This window comes from Cohaesibacter sp. ES.047, from assembly GCF_900215505.1.
Taxonomy (GTDB): Bacteria; Pseudomonadota; Alphaproteobacteria; order Rhizobiales; family Cohaesibacteraceae; genus Cohaesibacter.
The window spans coordinates 2,492,433-2,507,218 of sequence record NZ_LT907844.1 but is presented as its reverse complement, the minus strand read 5'-3'; the positions used below and the strand labels follow the sequence as shown (position 1 = coordinate 2,507,218).

At 56.8% G+C, this 14,786-nt stretch carries 16 protein-coding genes; 2 read left to right on the top strand and 14 right to left on the bottom strand.

The features are described from left to right. Positions 1-50: 50 nt before the first annotated feature. The 11 genes from CPH65_RS11435 to coxB all read right to left on the bottom strand — a co-directional run bounded on the left by CPH65_RS11435 (position 51) and on the right by coxB (position 10,388). Positions 51-2,078, bottom strand: coding sequence for a bifunctional diguanylate cyclase/phosphodiesterase (locus CPH65_RS11435; RefSeq protein ID WP_096173584.1), 2,028 nt, complete (start codon positions 2,076-2,078; stop codon positions 51-53). Then, positions 2,075-2,569 (bottom strand): molybdopterin-dependent oxidoreductase, encoded by a 495-nt coding sequence (locus CPH65_RS11430; protein WP_157747641.1) that lies wholly within the window; start codon positions 2,567-2,569, stop codon positions 2,075-2,077. Before CPH65_RS11430 ends, CPH65_RS11435 begins: the two co-directional genes overlap by 4 nt. 260 nt (positions 2,570-2,829) lie before the next feature. Then, positions 2,830-3,501 carry an HAD family phosphatase gene (locus CPH65_RS11425; RefSeq protein ID WP_096173582.1) on the bottom strand — a complete coding sequence of 224 codons (672 nt, stop codon included), beginning with the start codon at positions 3,499-3,501 and terminating at the stop codon, positions 2,830-2,832. A 145-nt stretch (positions 3,502-3,646) separates the two neighbouring features. Next, positions 3,647-4,411, bottom strand: a complete 765-nt coding sequence (locus CPH65_RS11420; protein ID WP_096173581.1) for an SURF1 family protein — start codon at positions 4,409-4,411, stop codon at positions 3,647-3,649. A gap of 122 nt (positions 4,412-4,533) precedes the next feature. After that, complete coding sequence (locus CPH65_RS11415; protein ID WP_096173580.1) at positions 4,534-4,920, bottom strand: DUF983 domain-containing protein; 387 nt, start codon at positions 4,918-4,920, stop codon at positions 4,534-4,536. Positions 4,921-5,021: 101 nt separating this feature from the next. Beyond that, positions 5,022-5,861, bottom strand: a complete 840-nt coding sequence (locus tag CPH65_RS11410; protein WP_096173579.1) for a cytochrome c oxidase subunit 3 — start codon at positions 5,859-5,861, stop codon at positions 5,022-5,024. Between the two features lie 20 nt (positions 5,862-5,881). Continuing rightward, positions 5,882-6,538, bottom strand: a complete 657-nt coding sequence (locus CPH65_RS11405; RefSeq protein WP_096173578.1) for a cytochrome c oxidase assembly protein — start codon at positions 6,536-6,538, stop codon at positions 5,882-5,884. Positions 6,539-6,583: 45 nt separating this feature from the next. Then, entirely contained in the window at positions 6,584-6,745 is a 162-nt protein-coding gene (locus tag CPH65_RS24115) for a hypothetical protein (protein WP_172891508.1), read from the bottom strand. A 29-nt stretch (positions 6,746-6,774) separates the two neighbouring features. After that, entirely contained in the window at positions 6,775-7,740 is a 966-nt protein-coding gene (gene cyoE, locus CPH65_RS11400) for a heme o synthase (RefSeq protein WP_096173577.1), read from the bottom strand. A gap of 141 nt (positions 7,741-7,881) precedes the next feature. After that, entirely contained in the window at positions 7,882-9,498 is a 1,617-nt protein-coding gene (gene ctaD / locus CPH65_RS11395) for a cytochrome c oxidase subunit I (protein ID WP_096173576.1), read from the bottom strand. A 23-nt stretch (positions 9,499-9,521) separates the two neighbouring features. Beyond that, positions 9,522-10,388, bottom strand: coding sequence for a cytochrome c oxidase subunit II (gene coxB / locus CPH65_RS11390; protein ID WP_371359458.1), 867 nt, complete (start codon positions 10,386-10,388; stop codon positions 9,522-9,524). Positions 10,389-10,996: 608 nt separating this feature from the next. Between coxB and CPH65_RS11385 the strand changes: the two genes are divergently transcribed. Both CPH65_RS11385 and CPH65_RS11380 read left to right on the top strand, forming a co-directional pair. Continuing rightward, positions 10,997-11,566 carry an invasion associated locus B family protein gene (locus CPH65_RS11385; protein ID WP_371359443.1) on the top strand — a complete coding sequence of 190 codons (570 nt, stop codon included), beginning with the start codon at positions 10,997-10,999 and terminating at the stop codon, positions 11,564-11,566. A 65-nt stretch (positions 11,567-11,631) separates the two neighbouring features. Next, the gene (locus CPH65_RS11380) at positions 11,632-12,042 is read left to right on the top strand and encodes a GFA family protein (RefSeq protein ID WP_096173574.1); all 411 of its coding nucleotides are present in this window, start codon (positions 11,632-11,634) and stop codon (positions 12,040-12,042) included. 17 nt (positions 12,043-12,059) lie between these two features. On the opposite strand, the gene CPH65_RS11375 is transcribed toward CPH65_RS11380, so the two are convergent. From CPH65_RS11375 to ispH, 3 genes are all read right to left on the bottom strand, one after another. Next, positions 12,060-12,701 (bottom strand): hypothetical protein, encoded by a 642-nt coding sequence (locus CPH65_RS11375; protein WP_096173573.1) that lies wholly within the window; start codon positions 12,699-12,701, stop codon positions 12,060-12,062. Between the two features lie 6 nt (positions 12,702-12,707). Beyond that, positions 12,708-13,673 (bottom strand): homoserine kinase, encoded by a 966-nt coding sequence (locus CPH65_RS11370; protein WP_096173572.1) that lies wholly within the window; start codon positions 13,671-13,673, stop codon positions 12,708-12,710. Between the two features lie 78 nt (positions 13,674-13,751). Further along, positions 13,752-14,759, bottom strand: a complete 1,008-nt coding sequence (ispH, locus tag CPH65_RS11365) for a 4-hydroxy-3-methylbut-2-enyl diphosphate reductase (RefSeq protein WP_096173571.1) — start codon at positions 14,757-14,759, stop codon at positions 13,752-13,754. Positions 14,760-14,786 lie beyond the last annotated feature (27 nt).

Here is a 14,786-nt window from a genome sequence, read left to right as displayed (position 1 = left end):
CAGATGTGCTTGGCGCCCGGGCTTTTTTTGATTGTGCAACCCGTGTCCCATCAGGCTTCGAGCTGTAGCGGCTCCGGCTGCGCACTGTCGTGCATTTCGTTGAGTAGGGCCAACATGCCCAGCTTGTGCATCGGGCGACCAAAAAGATAGCCTTGCGCGATGTCGCAGGCAGCTTCGCGCAAGAACGCGACCTGATTCTCGGTTTCCACCCCTTCTGCCACGACTTCAAGCCCCATGCCCCGGGCAAGGTTGATAATACCGCGCACCAGCTTGCGGTCCTCTTCCTTTTCCTCAAGCAACATGACGAAGGATCGGTCGATCTTGAGCGTGTTCAACGGCAGGCTTTTTAGATAGCCAAGGTTGGAGTAGCCGGTACCGAAGTCATCCATGGCCAGCGAAATGCCCTTGTCGACAAGGCGCGACAGCATGGCGGCTGCGGCCCATGTGTCGTTCACGTCGACGCTTTCGGTGATTTCAAGGGTCAGGTAATTGGGGTCAAAACCGCACCGGTCCAGATGGCCGAGCAGTTCTTCCGGCAGGTTGGGATTGTTCAGCTGCAGCGGCGACAGGTTCACCGACAGATCGATCATATAACCCGCCTCATGCCACAGAACAACGTCCTGACAAGCCTGGCGAATGATCCAGTCCGATAGCTCGTCAATCAGCCCGGCGGTTTCTGCAATTTCGATAAATTCCATCGTCGGGATCTGGCCACGTTTGGGATGGAACCAACGCACGAGGGCCTCGACGCCAACAATGCGGCGGGTGCCATCACGGTCATCGAGGGAGACCTGCGGTTGATAGTAGACCTCAAGACCCGAGCCGGTTTCACTGCTCAGTGCCCGGCGCAAGTCGCCTTCCAGCAGCATGCGATGCTTGATCGCCACGCTCATTGCAGGCTCAAAAAACGCATAGGTCTGGCGGCCCTTGTTCTTGGCGGAGTAAAGAGCCAGATCGGCATCACGCATCAGGTCTTCGACAGAACTGGACAGCTGAGGATAGCAGGAAATACCGATTGAGGTCGAAATGCAAATCTCGTGCCCGGCAATTTCGAAGGGCGAGGACAGCGCGTCGATCGCTTTCCGGGCCGAAGACTTGGCGTCATCACGGGAGCCATACATCACGATTGCAAATTCATCCCCGCCAAGGCGCGAGACGATATCCTCTGTTGAAGAGAAGATGTTGACGATACGAGAGGCCGCTTTTTTCAGCAGCCTGTCTCCCATTGGATGGCCGAAGGTGTCGTTTACATCCTTGAATTTGTCCAGATCAAGCAACAGCAGATGGAAGCTCCCCCCATCCCGATCGCAGGTCTGGATGTAGTCCGCGACCTTCTCATTGAGAAAGGATCGGTTTCTCAGTCCGGTCAGGGTGTCATGCTGTGCCAGAAACCGAACCCGTGCCTCACGCGCCCGGGTTTTCTGTTCCTCATTGCGGGCGCGCAGAGCTTCCAAACCGATAAGGCTCATGAGCAGAGCACCACCAATCGCAGATGAAATCAGCAGGGTGTCCATGGATTTCAGAGCATGGGTCAATTTGTTCTGCAGGCGATCCGCTTGCCGCATGCGACTGCCGGTCACCGCGCTTGCAAAGGTGGAGATCAGTTTGTCGTGCCCGTTCAACTCATCGCGGACCGCACGATAGCTTTTGAAATCACCCGGCCTCAAGATCTGAAGAATGGGATCAATTCGCTGAAGCGTTTGACGCAAGGCAGCCAGTTCTTCCTCCAGAGCCGGCTCTTCCTGTTTCACGATATTGAATTCGGTGTTGTTGATCGAAAACATCCGGCTCCAGAAGATATCGAACCAGGTCATCAAATCCTCATGCGCGACATAATCGCTTCCGGCCGTCGAGAGCAAACCGGAATCATTCAGGATGTAATTGGTCAGCTTCGTGCGGAAACGCCGGTAATCCAGTTCGAGACGCAACCCCGCATCCCGGCCGGATGTCATGTGGTAGCTTTCCTCGATCTGCATGCGAAGACTATCGGTCTTGTTGAACTGGGATAGCTCAAGCAAGAAAAGCAGAGCAACGGCACTCAGGTAGGTAACGACCAGCAATTTGTACCGATGTTTCATCTGACGTCTATCTTCCTGATCTGCCAAACGTAGCGCGCCGCATATTTGGGATCGTGTAATTCGCTATTGTGGTCGTGTGGATAGATCAACCGCAACGGGCCACGTGTACGCACCGTCAGGCGTTTGCCATCCTGCTCAAAGGCAAGAAGAACGTCATGCTTGTAGAAATCTTCGGTGGGTATTTCGACCTGATAACCATCCAGTGCGCTGATGGTCACGCGATGGCCCCTGGCTCCCACGTGCGTGAGCAGACTACGCATCAGCACGCCCTTCCAGTCGGACGCCGTGTCGGAACAACATGTCCGGGTGTGCAGGCGCTTGGTGCCAAGGCTTTGCAGCATGCCGATATCAAATCGCGCTTTGCCGCCGCCATTGTGATTGGAAAGCAGCCCAACAACGGTCAGGATCGTTGGGCCTTTTGGCTCTTGGAGTGATTTTGCGTTTGCGTTGGTCGCCACCAGACCCGGGAAATGGAACAATGTGACAGTCATGATTGCGATTGGTAATCGCCTTATCATGTTAAATCTGCTCATCATCCGTAACCCTACCCAGTAGCTAAAAATTTAATCGAACCTGAGCAAACCACACCGGGTTTCACAAATCGTAAAATATGGGGACAGGGTAGTACAGAATTCCGGGTACGTGACGGCTTTAATTAGTCAAGGTTAGCCAAGTGTAAAAAAGCCGGACACCCCGTCGATTTTACAAGACTCTCGATTGCGGCAGGCGACGGTTGCCGCCGCGCTTGCCGCTATTCTGGCTTCCAACTGCTCAACGCATCGATCGTGGCGGGCAATTCCGCCAAGCGGCGAACAACCGTCTCAGCGCCTGCATCCATCAGATGCTCACCATGCCCCAGATAGGTGTGCCCAGCACCGATGAACCCGATCACACGCATGCCGGCGTTGCTTGCCGCCTGCACGCCATGAAAGCTGTCTTCCACGACGAAGCATTCGGCGGGATCGACATCAAGCGTGGTTGCCGCGTGCAAAAAGACATTGGGATCCGGCTTTGGTGCCTTGGTGCCAACTTCGATGGCGGAATAGATATAGGGGCGGAAACGATCCCACAGACCGGTGCGGCGCAGATTGGCCTCCAGCATTTCGGAGCTCGAGTTCGAACACATACACCGGGCATAGTCGAGTTGATCGAGCATCTCTTGCGCGCCTTCGATGGCTTCGAGCTTGTCGATCCTGCGCATGGCGAGATCGTTGATGCGGTCCGTCAGATCATGCGGCAGCGAGCGCTCCAGCTCTGCTTCGATCTGCTGGATGATTTCCTCGTTGGTCATGCCCGCATAGGTGCTGTTGTAATCCTCAAGGCCAATTTCGAGCTCTTCTTCCTGAAAAATTTCAACGCTGGCCCGAGCCCAGAGAATTTCGGAATCGATCAGAGTCCCGTCGCAGTCGAAGATCACCAGCATGTGTATTTTTCCTTGAAGTCAGTCGTGTGGGCTTTGAAATTGGCGGGAGAGCCCCGTCCAGTCGATGCATGAACCGTTTGGCCGTTAAGGTCAATGGCCATGCGATCACATATAGTGACAGTCTTTGCGTTCCACAAACTCAGCCTCAGCTTCGCGCTGATGGGCCGCGCAGGCTTCGATAGATCCAGGCGCCATAAACCGCAATAAGCGCAAATGCCAATCCGAACCAAGTCAGGGCATAGGAGAGATGCGCATTGCGGAAAGTGATACGCGTTTCGCCGCCCTGAGGCAGCCCATTGACGCCCTGCCCGCTCAAAAGGTCGATCCAGTAAGGCGCAGTACGATCCTGATCGAGCAGCATGAAACCCGCCATCTTGTCCACCTGACGGCCGATCCAGACATTCTTTTCCCTGTCCGGTCTGGGGCTGTTCCAGTGTTCGGGTTCATCGAACCGGACCAGACCGGTGACGGTCTGCTCGCCCGCCACGAGAGTCTGGGGGCGTGTCTCGGTCTGTTTCATTGTTTCGGGAACGAAGCCGCGGTTAACGATCACCGTCCAGCCTTCGGCAGTGGTCAAGGGCGTCAGAATGAAGTAGCCAGACCCGCCATAGTCACCGCCTCTTGGATTGTTGAGCGGAAACCAGACATGGACCTCGCGGTCGTGATTGTAAGTGCCCGTGGCGGTTACCGGAAGATACTCGCTTTCTTCCTGGCTGAGATCGGCCCACTGGTCCGGGCCCATGGCGGGAACGGGTGCGGCCTCGATGCGCGCATTGACATCCGCGATCAGTTGCTCCTTCCATTCCAGCCGGCGCAGCTGCCATGTCCCCAGCGCGATGAGGGCGCATAGGAGGACGAGCGCAAACAGGGTAAAGGTCGCGATCTTGAGTGTTCTAGTCGATCCGGTCACGCGTCAATCCATCTCACAGCAACAATCAGGAACATCTTCAACGGTTATAATGCCGAATGCCAACAAGGCATATGCTTTCCGTTCAATTCGTTCATTCCTGAGCAAAATATCCCCTGCCACGCCTAGTGTTGATCATCCGGTTCAACTGTCGAGATGTGACCCTGCTCGGCCTTGGTCAAAAATTGCTGGGCAATGAGCGCGCCTTTCAACCAGTAAAGGAAGGCAAGGCAAAGGATGATCGTCACTGGCCCCCAAATGAGCGGTAGAACCCACAGGGGCGGCTCATAGACGAATTCGGTGTAGAGAACACCTCCCATCGCCATAAATCCGACGATCGTCATGACAAACACCGCCGGGCCATCACCGCTATCGGCAAAGGAAAAGTCGAGACCGCAGACATCGCAGCGATCGGCAATTTTGAGAAAACCGTTGTAAAGCGAGCCCTGACCGCAGCGAGGACATTTGCCGCTCAGTGCGGATTTCATCACGCTGCCCTTGTTGCTGTCCATATCGCCTCTCTTTTTGCTCTTTGCCTTAATGCAAAAAGGGTGATGCAAGACCACCCTTTCTTTCGTCTCTCGACCCTTAGCCCGCGAGTGGGGCAGATCATCTAGTGGTGGGCGATCACGCCGCCCGCATTGCCCCACAGATAGATGGAGGCGAACAGGAACAGCCAGACAACATCGACAAAGTGCCAGTACCATGCGGCAGCTTCGAACCCGAAATGCTTCTTGGGGGTGAAGTGGCCCTTGTAAGCACGAACAAGACAGACGATCAGGAAGACCGTTCCCACGAAGACATGGAAACCGTGGAACCCGGTTGCCATGAAGAAGGTGGCCCCATAGATGCTTTCCTTGAAGCCGAACGGCGCATAAACATATTCATAGACCTGCACGCAGGTGAAAATGACGCCGAGAAGGACCGTCAGGATGAGGCCCCATTTGAGGCTGTCATTGTCTTCCTCGATCAGGGCGTGATGGGCCCACGTAACCGTCGTGCCTGACGCGAGCAGCAAAAGCGTGTTAAACAGCGGCAGATGCCACGGATCAATCACTTCGATGCCTTGCGGAGGCCATGTGCCGCCAGTAAATTCGGCACGGGCATATTGTTGAATTTCACCGGCGAAGAGGCTCGCGTCAAAGAAGGCCCAGAACCAGGCCACGAAGAACATCACCTCGGACGCAATGAACAGGATCATGCCGTAACGCAAGTGCATCTGGACCACCGGCGTATGGTCACCGGCGCGGGATTCCTTGATCACATCGCGCCACCAGGCAATCATGGTATAGAGCACGCCCAACAGGCCGATGAGCATGAACCAGATCGGACCGTCATGGAAATAGGTGACCGCACCGACAGCCATCACAAAGGCCGACACCGAGCCAATGAATGGCCACGGGCTGGGATCGATGATGTGATAATCGTGATTTTTGGTATGAGCCTCAGCCATTATGGGTCCCTCCAAGCTCCTTAGCTTTTTTGCTGCGCCCCTGCGCGCAGCTCAATTGGTTCTCTGCCTGTCCCGGTTCCTTTCACCGCAGCTTCTTTTGCTTTGGCGTTCGCCTTTTCGTCGGGAAAGAACGTATAGGACAGGGTGATCGTATCGATCGATTTCAAATTCGGATCCAAGTCGATGTCAGGATCGACAAAAAAGACCACCGGCATGGTGACGTGCTCGCCCGCCTGAACGGTCTGTTCAGTGAAGCAGAAACACTCCAGCTTGTTGAAATAGATGCCTGCTGCCTGCGGCGTGACATTGAAGGTCGACGTGCCAGACGTCGCGATCTTGCCCTTGTTGACCACCTCATAGGCGATCTGGGCGGTTTGACCGATCTTCATGGTCACCGGCCGGTCGATCGGCTTAAAGTTCCAATTCAGGCCACCTGAGACATTGGCATCGAAGCGTACCGTGATCTTGCGATCAATCAGGCCAGCAGGGGCAGTGTCTGCGGCTTGCGTGGTGCCTCCATACCCCGTCACCTGACAGAAAAGCTGATAGAGAGGCACCGCAGCATAGGCCATGCCGACCATGCAACCAACAAACACAAGAAGACCTATCGCCAGACGCCGGTTAGCGCTGGAGGGATCTTTCCGGCTCTTGTTGTGCATGGTCTTGGTGTCACTCATCGGGTTTCTTGTCTTTCTTTCGAACAGGTCTGGTCGTCAATCACTTTACAAAGGGCGATCCATCACGCCCGGACCCATCTTGACGATGGTGACGGCGTAGAACAGGACCACCAGCAGCCCGAGCACCACCGCGATGGCGATGGAGCGATTGCGCTGACGTTTTTTCTGCTCTTGGTTCAATTGAACCATTTCAACGATCTGGGGCATGGTCTTCTCCTTTTGGGTTCCAATGCGCGCTAGATCAGCGCCGAGAGCATCGGCAGCCCGATGAGATGCTCTGCCAACAGTGTGGCATAGAGCGCAAACAGATAGAGGATGGAAAAGCCGAACATCTGGCCGGCGGCCTTCTTGGCAGGTGCACCCTCGCGAATGAAGTAGACGCGCAACGCTGCGACAAGGAACAGGGCTCCGAGCCCGGCAGAGAGAACGGCGTAGGTTATGCCTGCGAAACCGAGCGCGGCAGGCGCCATGCCCAGCGGGACAAGCAGGACTGAATAGAGCAGGATCTGAGCGCGGGTGACTGCCTCGCCAGCCACGACGGGCAGCATCGGCACTTTGGCCTTGCGATAGTCCTCGCTCTTGATCAGAGCCAAGGCCCAGAAATGGGGTGGTGTCCACATGAAGATGATGAGGAAGAGAAGGATCGATTCCATCGTCACGGAACCGGTCACGGCCGCCCAGCCGATCATCGGAGGAAAGGCCCCTGCGGCACCGCCAATGACAATGTTCTGCGGCGTCGAGCGCTTGAGCCAGATGGTGTAGACCACAGCATAGAAGAAGATCGTGAAGGCCAGCAGCCCGGCGGCCAGCCAGTTGATCAGCAGCCCGAGGATCAGCACAGAGCCGACCGACAAGGACAGCCCGAAGCTCAGGGCCTGCTCACGCGAAATGCGCCCGGCGGGAACGGGACGATTGGCGGTGCGCGTCATGACCGCATCAATGTCGGCGTCATACCACATGTTGAGGGCACCGGATGCGCCGCCACCGATGGCAATGCACAGGATCGCGATGAAGGATTCGAGCGGATGCAGGGAACCGGGGGCAATCGCCAGACCGACGAACGCGGTGAAGACAACAAGAGACATGACCCGAGGCTTCAGCAAGGCGATATAGTCGCGCACGTCTGCACCACCAAAATCAACCATTGTGATGTCGGTGCCGTTCAGCGTCGCTGTCTGGTCTGTCTGCTCCATCAGGCTCATGTCACTCTCCCTTTTCTTACCAGCAATCGGACGGATCAATTAATGCCAATCAGTCCGGCGTGGGTGTCGGGAGCGCCCCTTTGGGCGGGCCCGGATCTCGTGGGGGCAGTCTTTGGTTGGAATGCCCCGATACGCCTTGCCTTACTTGATGCGCGGCAATTCTTCCCATTGGTGGAACGGCGGCGGTGACGACAGCTGCCATTCGAGGGTATCAGCCCCTTCACCCCAAGGATTGGCAGGAGCCTTGCGCTTCTTGGCGAAGGCCTCGAAGATGCTGTACAGGAATACCGCGACACCGATTATGGTGATGTAGTAGCCATAGCTCGAGACAGCGTTCCAGCCAGCGTAAGCATCGGGATAGTCCGCATAGCGGCGCGGCATGCCCTGAAGGCCGAGGAAGTGCTGCGGCAGGAAGATCAGGTTCACACCAATGAACATGACCCAGAAATGGATCTTGCCGAGTGTCTCGTTGTACATGATGCCGAACATCTTCGGGAACCAGTAGTACCAGGCCGCAAAGATCGAGAAGACAGCACCCAGCGAGAGCACATAGTGGAAGTGGGCGACCACATAGTAGGTGTCATGCAGGGCCCGGTCGAGACCGGCGTTGGCCAACTGCACCCCGGTTACACCACCGATGGTGAACAGGAAGATGAAGCCGATGGCCCAGAGCATGGGGACGCGGAAGGACAGCGACCCGCCCCACATGGTGGCGATCCACGAGAAGATCTTCACGCCAGTGGGCACCGCGATGACCATCGTTGCAAACAGGAAGTAGGCCTGCGTATCCACATCAAGACCGACCGTATACATGTGGTGAGCCCAGACGATGAAGCCAACGACACCGATCATGACCATGGCGTAGGCCATGCCCAGATAACCGAAGATCGGTTTTCTGGAGAAGGTGGAAACGATGTGCGAGACGATGCCGAAACCTGGCAAGATCAGGATATACACTTCCGGATGGCCGAAGAACCAGAAGAGGTGCTGATAGAGGATTGGATCTCCGCCACCGGCCGGATCAAAGAAGGTGGTGCCGAAGTTGCGGTCCGTGAGCAGCATGGTGATGGCACCGGCCAGCACGGGCAGCGAGAGCAGCAGCAGGAAGGCCGTGACCAGCACCGACCACGCGAACAGCGGCATCTTGTGCAGGGTCATACCCGGCGCACGCATATTCAGGATCGTGGTGATGAAGTTGATGGCACCCAGAATGGACGAGGCACCAGAGATGTGCAGTGCCAGAATGGCAAAGTCCATGGCCGGGCCGGGATGACCACCGGGGCCAGCGCTCGACAGCGGCGGATACGCGGTCCAGCCACCACCAAAGCCGTTCGAGCCGGACGGACCTTCAACAAACAGCGAGATGATCAGCAGCGCAAAGGCGGGTGGCAACAGCCAGAAGGAAATGTTGTTCATGCGCGGGAACGCCATGTCCGGTGCACCGATCATGATGGGCACGAACCAGTTCCCGAAACCACCGATGAGCGCGGGCATAACCATGAAGAAGATCATGATCAGGCCGTGGCCGGTGGTGAACACGTTGAACATATGCGTGTTGGTGAAATACTGAAGGCCGGGTTCCTGAAGTTCCAGGCGAATCCCGCCAGACAGGGCACCACCGATGATCCCAGCGACAATCGCGAAGATCAGATACATCGTGCCGATGTCCTTGTGGTTGGTCGAATAGACCCAGCGCTTCCAGCCCGTCGGGGTGTGATGCGCATCACCATGCGCGTTTGGGGTAGCGGATGAAGACATATCTCTGGTCCCTCTCGCGCGGCCTATTGGGCGGCCAGCTTCAGATTTGTTTCGGGTTCAAGCGATGCAAGAAGCGCCTTGTTGGCAGCCTCCACATCGTCGGCGGCAGCGGCGAGCCAGGTGTCATACTGCTCTTGCGTTACAACGCGCACAACGAGCGGCATGAAGGCATGGTCCTTGCCGCAAAGCTCTGAGCACTGGCCGTAGTAGATGCCCTCTCGATCGGCTCGGAACCAGCTCTCGTTGAGGCGTCCCGGCACGGCGTCCATTTTCACACCAAACACCGGCATGGCGTAGGAGTGAATGACATCGGCGGATGTGATCTGAAGCCGAACGGTCGTGTTGACAGGCACCACCATTTCGTTGTCAACGGCGAGCAGACGTGGCTCGTTGGTGCCTTTTTCTGCGCGTTCCTCGTCGGTCAGCATGATAGAATCGAACAGGACATCAGGCGTGTCGGGATATTCATATCCCCAGTACCACTGATAGCCGGTCACCTTGACGGTGAGATCCGCTTCGGGAATTTCCAACTGCTTGTAGAGCAAGCGGAACGAAGGCACCGCCAAAACTAGGAGGATGAGGATCGGAACAACGGTCCAGGCGATCTCGATCATCGTGTTGTGCGCGGTCTTGGAAGGGTTCGGATTGGCCTTCTCATTGAACCGGACCATCACGATCACCAGAAGGGCCGCAACGAACAGAACGATGACACCGATAATCCAGAAGGTGAAATTGCCGAACCAGTGGATGTCATCCATGACCGTGGTCACCGACTCCTGAAAGCCGATACCCCATTCGGACGGTAGTGCGAGGGCGGCACCAACGGATGAGAACGAAACCGCCATCGCCGCGAGGAGCGCAAGCATTGCCCTCCTGCCGGTATCCACCATCGTTCCGATGGCCCTGTTAAGAGACTTGCTGATCAACACCTTCTTGATCCTCCCTTTCGAGCGTGCTCTGCGCGCCCTCAAAACCCGAGGGCACCACTGATGCTTGCTTTGCTGTCTTTCGTGGCGTGAACCGGTGCAACACCTAAGCCCACTGCCAAACATGGTCGGGACCGGAGAGTCGCTTGCGCCCCCTAAAGGCCGCGATCACACTCCGGTCCGAACCATGCCGAACTTTCGACACTTTCCTGCATCAAGCTAACGCTTCCTCCGATGCAGGCCTCTTGTCTCACTTGCGCCTTCGCGCGAGGGTATTTGATCCAGATCAAACACCCCCCATTGACGCATATGCGTCCGTCTGTCGCAACCTTTGAAATTGGGAAATTAGTGCGACAATATGTCTCTATTTACAGAAAAGACGCGAGAGAACCTAACTTTTCCTATCTGTAATTTTCCATATTGGGTGGAAAAAGTTGCATTATCCCCAATGTTTTATTGCCACAATTGCAGGTTAGTGCTCACAGAGCATTCAAATATGCGACATTTGAACGACGAATCAGGCAAATAGGACGGGACCCGAGGTCTCAGGGCCTTTTTTCGAGCAGACATTCATGGTGACGATCCCGATGAAAGAAGAGCGCGCGCAAGACCGCCTTCCCCGCAGTGTAGCCACGTCGGCCCTGTTGGCAGTGGCATTCCTTTTGAGCACGATTGGGCTAATGCTGGGCCTTGGTTCCGGCAGCGCCCTTGCACAAGGCGCGGTTCGCTCCGTGCATGGCGAGTGGGAAATCCGGTGTGACACACCGCCAGGTGCCCCTTCTGAACAATGCGCCCTCATGCAGTATGTAACCGCTGCGGATCGCGACAATGTGGGCCTCACCGTGATCGTGCTGCGCACTGCGGACAAGTCAGCCCGTATTCTGCGCGTCCTCACGCCGCTTGGTGTGTTGCTGCCGCACGGGCTTGGCCTCAAGGTTGATGATACCGATGTGGGGCGTGCAGGGTTCGTGCGCTGTCTGCCTCAAGGTTGCATCGCCGAAGTGATCATGGACGACAAGCTGGTTGAGCTGATGAGCAAAGGCAGCACGGCCACTTTCATCGTCTTTCAGACACCGGAGGAAGGCATCGGCATTCCGATCGCCCTCAGCGGCTTCAAGGCTGGCTTCGAAGAGCTGAAGTGATCCATTCTTCGCGTGACGGGTAAGGGCCTCATCTGAGGCCTTTTCTTTTTCAAAGGCTTTTCATCATGACAGACATGCATCAGGGGAGCTGTCTTTGCGGCGGGGTCTCTTTCCGCATCCAAGGCCCGTTCGAGCACTTCTTCCTGTGCCATTGCTCCCATTGTCGCAAGGGTACCGGCTCAGCCCACGCATCCAACCTGTTCAGCAACTCAGCCCATCTGACTTGGCTAGCTGGCGAGGACCTGATTGCCCGCTACAATCTGCCGGACACGCGACACAGCCGCAGTTTCTGCAAGTGTTGCGGCGCGGCGTTGCCCAGTGTCCAACAGGACAATAGCGGCATCATGGTGCCCGCCGGGTGCCTCGATACGCCCGTGGAGCTCGAACCGACCGCGCACATATTTACAGGCTCTCGCGCCAACTGGGATGAGAAGCTGGAAGACGTCATCCGCTTTGACGCCCTGCCGACAGGTTAAGACTAGCGAAACGGCAGCTAATGTAACGTGGGAATCTGCGGTGTGTCACTGCACCCGCCACCGCTCGACTTTTCCGTCTGGGCTCGAAGAGATTTCTTGAGGGCAGCCAGTTCCATCTTGGTCCACGTAATGCCGAGCCCTTCTATTCCTTCAGGGCGATGTCCCATCAGGGCCTTGATCTTTTCGGCTTCCTCAGGGCTGGGAAAGGCCCCGAAAGCAGGCAGACTGTCGCCATTCTCCAGCACAGGGTGCAGCGACAGTACCGTCTCCTCGGTCGCCCAGGAGGGGCGATAGAGCTCAAGGATGGCGATGTCCGAGAAGGGGGTGCGTGTTACGCGTTGGCGAAATAGCCAGTCACGGGACGTCTGTACAAGCTGCTGGCAGGAGAGATCCAGCCGCGTTTCCCGTGCTTCTCCCAGAATGGCAGAAAGCAGGAAAGAGGTTCCCGCAGCCGCACCGACAAGGCCCAGAAAGCCATATGGGATGAGCAGCCAGCTGAAATGGTTCCAGTTCGGCGCAACCAGCAGATACCACGGCAAAAGCCAGAGCACACAGCCAAAAAGGCCCACCATCACCCTCACTGGCAGGGGATAGTGATTGCGGAAAAGGAATGGATCATCCTTCGCCTTGGTGCCGTGGCCTGTGCCGCATCTGCTCATGCTGTCTCAACCCTCAATACCATAATCCGCTGCTGACCGGATCGAGCGGTGGAAGCGCAGTTTCTTCAGATACTCCACCGGATCCTTCGGTGTGACTTGCGCGCCTTCCGGCACATTCAGCCAATCGTAGAGCCGGGTGAGCAGGAAGCGCAAGGCCGCCCCCCGGGCCAACAGCGGCAGGGCGTCATATTCAGCCTGCGTGAGTTTGCGCACCGACTGGTAGCCCTTGAGCAAGGCGCGGGTCTTGGTCACGTTGAACATGTCATCAGGCTCGAAACACCAGGCGTTGATGCAGATCGCGATGTCGTAGGCGAGCAGATCGTTGCAGGCAAAATAGAAATCGATAAGGCCGGAAAGCTCATTGCGCAGGAAGAAGACATTGTCCGGGAAAAGATCGGCGTGAATAATGCCTTCTGGCAGGTTCTTGGGCCAGTTGTTTTCAAAGAAATCAAGCTCGGCGGCGATTTCGGCCTTCAGTCCCGGCTCCACCGTGTCGGCTCGATCGGAACACATCGCATAAAGAGGCCGCCAGCCGGGCACCGAGAGCGCGTTCTCGCGTCTCAATTCGAAATCCTCGCCCGCCTGATGCATCCTTGCCATCGCGACACCAAGCTGTTCGCAATGCTGAACAGTGGGCCGCCGGACCCACATGCCTTCCAGAAAGGTGACCATGGCGGCAGGACGGCCAGCGAGATGACCCAGCGCCTTGCCTTCCTTGTTGCGTAACGGGGTCGGACAGTTGAGGCCGCGCTCGGAAAGATGCTCCTTGAGGCCAAGGAAGAAAGGCAGGTCGTTTGGATTGACCCGTTTTTCATAGAGCGTGAGGATGTAGGGACCGGTCGTGGTCTGGACGAGGAAGTTGGAATTCTCCACCCCTTCGGCGATGCCCTTGTAAGATGTGAGCGAGCCCACATCGTAACTGTTCACGAAGGCGTCAAGTTCTTCGTCGCTGACCTCGGTATAGACCGCCATATCGGGCCCCTTTCGTTCTTCTTCTTGCGTTTTTTCTAAAAGCTCAGCGCCGGGCAGAGTGAACCGGCGGTATCCGGGTCACCCCACCGCCTCGGCCTTGGGGCCCGCCTCGAGAACACCTGCAGCAATGGCAGCCTCGCGCAACTCGCGGGGGATGTTGAAGATCACATCCTCATTGGCGGTGACAACCGTCTCAACTTTTGCATCATAGCGTTCCGAGAAGGCGTCGATCACTTCATTGACCAGTATTTCGGGCGCCGATGCGCCTGCCGTGATGGTCACGGAGGAAATGTCGCCAAGGCTCTCCCAATCGATGTCCGATGCCCGTTGCAACAACAGCGAATGGCGGCATCCGGCGCGTTCGCCGACCTCGCGCAGACGGCGCGAATTGGAGCTGTTCGGTGCCCCCACCACGATCATCACATCAGAACGAGGGGCCGTCTGCTTGACGGCTTCCTGACGGTTGGTCGTGGCGTAGCAGATATCGTCCTTGTTCGGCCCCTTGATGGAGGGAAAGCGACGTTTGAGAGCCGCAACAATATCAGCCGTGTCATCGACCGACAGGGTTGTCTGGGTGATCCAGGCAAGATTCTCCGGATCTCTGGGCTCCAAGGCCTCGACATCTTCCACGGTTTCAATGAGCTTGACCACATTGTCGCCAAGCTGCCCCATGGTGCCGATGACCTCGGGGTGACCGGCATGACCGATGAGCACGATCTCGTGGCCGCGCCTGTCGTGCAGGATCGCTTCCTTGTGAACCTTTGACACCAGTGGGCAGGTCGCATCGAGATAGAAGAAATTCATCGCACTTGCGGTCTCGGGCACCGATTTGGGCACGCCGTGGGCCGAGAAGATCACCGGCTGCTTGGTCTGGGGGATTTCATCCAGTTCCTCGACGAAAACCGCGCCCTTGGCCTTGAGGCTCTCGACCACGAACTTGTTGTGCACAATCTCGTGGCGAACATAGACAGGCGCGCCATAGGTGGCCAGCGCCAGCTCTACGATCTGGATCGCACGGTCAACGCCCGCGCAAAAGCCGCGCGGGGCACACAGATAGATGTCGAGTGGGGGGCGTTGTTCGCTCATACTGTCCTGTCCTTGGTGCAAGCCTTG